The organism is Tardiphaga sp., from assembly GCF_028290495.1.
Classification (GTDB): Bacteria; Pseudomonadota; Alphaproteobacteria; order Rhizobiales; family Xanthobacteraceae; genus Tardiphaga.
The window spans coordinates 1-6,027 of the sequence record NZ_JAQGJT010000040.1 but is presented as its reverse complement, the minus strand read 5'-3'; the positions used below and the strand labels follow the sequence as shown (position 1 = coordinate 6,027).

At 64.5% G+C, this 6,027-nt stretch carries 6 protein-coding genes; 2 read left to right on the top strand and 4 right to left on the bottom strand.

Annotated features, from left to right (window positions below):
- Nucleotides 1-913: 2Fe-2S iron-sulfur cluster-binding protein (locus JWQ24_RS06865; RefSeq protein ID WP_299805993.1), on the bottom strand; the 913-nt coding region annotated here is incomplete at its 3' end.
- The gene (locus tag JWQ24_RS06860; RefSeq protein WP_299805991.1) at nt 910-1,728 is read right to left on the bottom strand and encodes an FAD binding domain-containing protein; all 819 of its coding nucleotides are present in this window, start codon (nt 1,726-1,728) and stop codon (nt 910-912) included. The genes JWQ24_RS06860 and JWQ24_RS06865, both read right to left, overlap by 4 nt.
- A 169-nt stretch (nt 1,729-1,897) precedes the next feature.
- Between JWQ24_RS06860 and JWQ24_RS06855 the strand changes: the two genes are divergently transcribed.
- A complete protein-coding gene (locus tag JWQ24_RS06855) occupies nt 1,898-3,238 on the top strand; it encodes an 8-oxoguanine deaminase (protein ID WP_299805989.1) in 1,341 nt (446 codons plus the stop codon).
- Nucleotides 3,239-3,356: 118 nt separating this feature from the next.
- Complete coding sequence (locus tag JWQ24_RS06850; RefSeq protein WP_299805987.1) at nt 3,357-4,295, top strand: tetratricopeptide repeat protein; 939 nt, start codon at nt 3,357-3,359, stop codon at nt 4,293-4,295.
- A 63-nt stretch (nt 4,296-4,358) separates the two neighbouring features.
- On the opposite strand, the gene JWQ24_RS06845 is transcribed toward JWQ24_RS06850, so the two are convergent.
- Both JWQ24_RS06845 and JWQ24_RS06840 read right to left on the bottom strand, forming a co-directional pair.
- Nucleotides 4,359-5,438, bottom strand: coding sequence for a BMP family ABC transporter substrate-binding protein (locus JWQ24_RS06845; RefSeq protein WP_299805985.1), 1,080 nt, complete (start codon nt 5,436-5,438; stop codon nt 4,359-4,361).
- Nucleotides 5,439-5,515: 77 nt separating this feature from the next.
- Nucleotides 5,516-6,027 (bottom strand): ABC transporter permease (locus JWQ24_RS06840; RefSeq protein ID WP_299805983.1); only part of this gene is annotated, 512 nt, incomplete at its 5' end.

The window sequence follows — 6,027 nt, the reverse complement described above, 5'->3', positions numbered from 1 at the left end:
CGCGGTGCTCCGGCGTCTTGTCGCCATGGATCACAGGCGCGCCTGGCGCGATCGCCAGCACGGGATCGATCACGTCAGGCAGGATGGCGTATTCGACCTTGAGGCGCCGGCAGCCTTCCTCGGCGGCGGCCTCGGTGTCCGCGACCACAGCGGCGATTTTCTGCCCGGCGAAGCGGACGACAGTGTCCAGCACGCGGGTGTCTTCCGGGTCCATCCAGTCGCGTTCGTGCCGTGCGGTCGAGAACAGCCGATCGGGCGCGTCTTCCGACGTCAGCACGGCGTGCACGCCGGGTACGGCCATCGCCGCGGTCTTGTCGATCGCGATGATCCTGGCGTGCGGATAAGGCGAGCGCAGCATCTTGATGTGCAGCAGCCCTTCCGTCGCCGTATCGAAGGTGTAGCGCGCCGCGCCCGTGACCACCTGCGGTCCGGCGGGGGCGGGCAGGCTGCGGCCGAAGGCGGTGCCGGCGGCGGCGTCCTCGATATTGGTCTTGCCGTTGAGCGCGTCTTCGATGGCGCGATAGCCGGTACAGCGGCACAGATTGCCCTTCAGCGAGGCGCCGAGATCCTGCCGCTGGGCCTGGTTCAGCGAGGCGCAGGTCAGGATCATGCCGGCGGTGCAGAACCCGCACTGAAAGGCCTGCGCGTCGAGGAACGCCTGCTGCATCGGATGGGTGTGACCCAGGGGCGCAAGGCCTTCGATGGTGGTGATGGCGTGGCCATCGGCCCGGAATGCGGGCACGATGCAGCTATGCACCGGCTCGCCATCGATCAGCACCGTGCAGGCGCCGCAGTCGCCGGCGTCGCAGCCCTTCTTGACGCCGAAATGGCCGAGCTGGCGCAGGAACGTGCGCAGGCATTGGCCGGCCCGCGGCTGTTCGGCGAAGTCGTGGCCGTTGATCTGATAGCTCATGGCGTACCACCGAGTTCGGCGCGGATCTCTTCGGCCAATCGCAGCGTCATGTGCTTGCGCCAGGCCGGCTTGCCGTGCACGTCGGTGTGATAGAGGCCGTCGGGAATGTCGTGCAGGATCGCTTCATGCAATTCCGCTTCGGTCGGCATTGCAGCAAAGGCGAACTGGATCGGGCGCACGGTCGATCCGGTAACGGTGAGCAGCAGGCCGTCATTCCGGATACTGCCGATCAACAAGGCGGCAGAGCGGCCGACCGGAGTCAGCGAGATCTGCCGGAACGCAGAGCGGCGCTTCAGGGCGGCGAGCGGAATATCGATGCTGCGCAACAGGTCGCCCGGCACGAGCGTATTGCTCTGGCTGCCGAGGATGAATTCGGTGACGGACAGGCGCGTCTCGCCGCCATCAGCGTGCCAGATGGTGCAGCTGCCTTCGAGCGCCGAGGTGAGCGAGATCATCGGACCGGCCGGCAGCGACATGCAGAGGTTGCCGCCGACGGTCGCGGTCTTCCAGATCTTGAAGGAGGCGAGGAAGGCGCGGCAGCACTGGTTGATGACGGGCGCGGCGATCCAGTCCGGCGGGCAGGCCAGCGCATCGAGCTGCGCGACGGTACAGGTGGCGCCGATCTGCAGATGGCTGTCGGTGATGGTGAGCGCGGGCCAGTTGAGGTCGGTGAGGTCGATCAGCCGCGCGAGATGCGCCTGCGGTTCGGAGAACAGCCAGGTGCCGCCCGCGAGCCACGCATCGCCTGCCGTCCATTTGGGCAATTGTTCCCGCGACTGCGGGCGCGCTACCGACGTGACCGTGTTGAGATCCATGGAGAGGTTTGCGCTTTCACTCAAGTGCCGGTTTCTGTAGGACGTCTTGTCCGTACAACAGTTCTTGCAAGACCGACGCCAGTTCGAATGGTACCCGTTGAGTATTCTTGGCTGGACTCTGATTTGCAAGGTTGCCGGCAAGACGGCGCCCGATGGAGATGACCGACACATGACCGCGATCTGGATCAAGGACCCGCTGGCCATTCTCGCTGAAGGCGCGGAGCGCGGCATCGTCGTCAGAGGCGGCCGCATCATCGAGCTGGTGCCGGCCGGCGGTACGCCGGTCACCGCCGACATCACGGTGTATGATGCTTCCGCCCATGCCGTGCTGCCGGGCCTCATCAATACCCATCACCATTTCTACCAGACCCTGACGCGGGCACTGCCCGCGGCGCTGGACCGCGAGCTGTTTCCCTGGCTGCAGGCGCTGTATCCGGTCTGGGCGCGGCTTACGCCGGAATCGCTCGAACTCGGCGTCACCGTGGCGATGTCCGAATTGCTGCTGTCGGGCTGCACCACGACCACCGACCATCACTATGTGTTTCCGGCCGGGCTCGAGGAGTCCGTCGATATCGAGGTCGGCGTGGCGCGGCGGCTCGGTATGCGCGTGCTGCTGACGCGGGGATCGATGAACCGCTCCGTGAAGGACGGCGGGCTGCCGCCGGACAGCGTGGTGCAGGACGAAGATACGATTCTGGCCGACAGCGAGCGCGTGGTGGCGAAATTCCACGAACGCGGCGAAGACGCGATGGTGCAGATTGCGCTGGCGCCTTGCTCGCCTTTCTCGGTGACGACCTCGCTGATGGCCTCGACCGCCGCGCTGGCGGAGCGGCTGGATGTCCGCCTGCACACCCATCTCGGCGAGACGCAGGATGAGAACCGCTATTGCGAGGAGATCTATGGCTGCCGTCCGCTAGACTACCTCGAACAGACCGGCTGGCTCAATCATCGGACGTGGCTGGCGCACGGCATTCATTTCGACGCGCCGGAAATGGTACGGTTAGGGCGCGCGAAGACCAGCATCAGCCATTGCTCGTGCAGCAATCAGGTGCTGGCCTCGGGCTGCTGCCCGGTATGCGAGATGGAGGATGCCGGCGTCTCGATCGGGCTCGGCGTCGATGGTTCGGCGTCGAATGACGAGTCCAACCTGATGCAGGAAGTCCGCGCCGCATTCCTGTTGCAGCGCGCGCGGTACGGCGTCGGCCGCGTCAGCCACAAGGACGCGCTGCGCTGGGCGACCAAGGGTTCGGCGGCCTGTGTCGGTCGGCCGGAACTCGGCGAGATCGCGGTCGGCAAGATGGCCGATCTGGCGCTGTTCAAGCTCGATGAGCTGCGCTTCTCCGGCTATGGCGATGCGCTGGCGGCGCTTGTACTGTGCGGCGCCTATCGCGCGGACCGTGTGATGATCGCGGGTCATTGGCGGGTGATCGATGGCGCGATTCCAGGCATGGATATCGGCGATCTGATCCGGCGGCATAGCGCGGCGGCACGGGCGATGCACGCCGGCTAGCTTCACCATCTCAGAAGGCTGCGGGACGCATCATTGAACCCTCCGCGCGTCGTCTGCGACCCAACCGCATGGCTTTGGCCTATGCCGAGGGCCGAGATGATTCTTGCGGAGCAAACCGATGCGAATTCCTGTGATGGCGATCTGCGCCGTGATGCTGGCCGCAGCGCCGGCGTTCGGCGCCAGCCGCAAAGACCACGACAACTGCAACGCGCGGGATGTCGATCGCAATATCGCCGGCTGCACGCGGGTGCTCGAAGACTTCTCCGAGAGCGCGCGGACGCGTGGCATCGCTTATGTCGGTCGTGGCCTTGCCTGGAGCGAGAAGGGCGATGTCGATCGCGCGATTGCCGACATGACCGACGCGATCCGGCTCAATCCGAACGACAGCCTCGCTTACAGCAACCGCGGCATCCTGTGGCGCGAGAAGAAAAACGTCGAGCGCGCGATTGCCGATTTCACCTGGGCGATCCGCATCGACGCGCTGCCGCGCTCGGATATCGGCGGCGACGGTCACGTCAATATCTACACCAACCGCGGTCTCGCCTATCAGGCGAAGGGCGATCTGGTGCTGGCGCTTTCGGATTTCGACGAGGCGATCCGCCGCGACCGCAACGATGCGGATGCGTATTTCAACCGCAGCAAGATCCATCAGGTGAACCGGCAGATTGACCGCGCGATCGCCGATCTCGATCAGGCGATCCGGCTCAGGCCGGAGCTTATGCAGGCATATTACACCCGGGCCAACGCGCGCTATGAGCGCTATGCGGCGTCGAGCACGATCAGCAGGAAGGACGATATCGACGGCGCCATTTCCGACTACAGCGAAGTGATCCGGCTAGATCCGACGCTGGAGACGGCGTATCATGCGCGCGGGATGGCGTGGAAACTCCGCGGCGATATCGAGCACGCGGTAGCCGATTTCACCGAAGCGGTGCGGCTCAATCCCATGAACCCCGACGTGGTCGCCGCGCTGCAGGAACTCAAGCCGGATTTCAGGCTGCCGTCGATCGCCGAAAAGGGAATTCTGAACTGGCCGGAATTCGCGGCGCAGAAGTAGTAAATCCAAGAAAAAGCCCGGGCATTTCTGCCCGGGCTTCGTCGTTCGGGAGAGTGGCGTCGCTTACTTGCCCGGCATCTTGTCGTCGATGCCCTTGACGTAGAAGTTCATGCCGAGCACCTGACCATCGGCGAGATGGTCGCCGCCCTTGCATTCGACTTCCTTGCCGTCCTGGCCGATCACAGGGCACTTGAAGGGCTTCAGCGTGCCGGCGACGATGGCGGCTTCGGCGTCCATCGCCAGTTTCTTCACGTCGTCGGGCATGTTGGTGTAGGGCGCCATCACGACGATCTTGTCCTTGAGGCCTTCCCAGGTGTCTTCCGATTTCCAGGTGCCGTCGAGCTCGGCCTTGACGCGCTGGATGTAGTACGGCGCCCAGTTGTCAATAATAGAGGTCAGCTGGGTCTTGGGGCCGAACTTGATCATTTCAGAGTCCTGGCCGAACGCCAGCTTGCCGCGCTCCGAGGCGATTTGCATCGGCGCCGGTGAGTCGGTGTGCTGCATGATCACGTCGGCACCCTGGTCGAGCAGCGCCTTGGCGGCGTCGGCTTCCTTGCCCGGGTCGAACCAGGTGTTGGCCCAGATGATCTTGACCTTGATGTTCGGGTTGATCGTCTGGGCGCCCAGGATGGTGGCATTGATGCCGGAGATGACTTCCGGGATCGGGAACGAGCCGATATAGCCGAGCACGCCCGACTTCGACATCTTGCCGGCGATGATGCCCTGGATGTAGCGGCCTTCATAGAAGCGGCCCGAATAGGTCGAGACGTTTTTGTCGCGCTTGTAGCCGGTAGCGTGCTCGAAATGCACGTTCGGATACTTCTTGGCGACCTTCAGCGTCGGCTCCATGTAGCCGAACGACGTGGTGAAGATCAGCTTGTTGCCGGCGCGCGCCAGCTGTTCGATCGAACGCTCGGAGTCCGGGCCTTCGCTGACGTTTTCGAGATAGGTGGTCTCGACCTTGTCGCCGAATTCCTTGATCATCGCGAGGCGGGCGAGGTCGTGCTGGTAGGTCCAGCCGAGATCGCCGATCGGGCCGAGATAGATAAAACCAACCTTGAGCTTCTCGGCGGCGCTGGCGCCGCCGAGGCCTGCCGCCGCGGTCAGGATCACCGCCGTCGCAGCCATGACGATCTTCTTCATAGGTCTCTCCGGTTACAAGGGGTGGACTGTGTTTCCCGTCGCACGCGCTCCCCATCGCGCGCGTCGGGTATCTGCATTTATCGATCGGGAACGAACACCGTTCCCAGGGCCGCAGGCGCGGTTGAACCACCGGTTCGCGCGCGCGAGATCAAAACCAGCACGATCACGGTCGCCAGATAAGGCAGCGCCGACATCAGTTGCGACGGTACGCCGACGCCCCAGCCCTGCGCGTGCAGTTGCAGGATCGTCACCGCGCCGAACAGATAGGCGCCGATCACCAGCCGGCCGGGCCGCCACGACGAGAACACCACCAGCGCCAGCGCGATCCAGCCGCGGCCGGCGGTCATGCCGGGAATGAAGAACGGCGTGTAGGCCAGCGGCAGATAGGCGCCGGCGAGGCCCGCGCAGGCGCCGCCGAACATGATCGCATAGAGCCGGATGGTCAGGACGGGATAGCCCAGCGCGTGCGCCGATACATGGTTGTCGCCAGTGGCGCGCAGGATCAGTCCGGCGCGCGTGCGATACAGAAACAGCGAGACGCCGATAATCAGCGCCAGCGAGAAATAGACGAAGGCGTCTTCGCCGAACA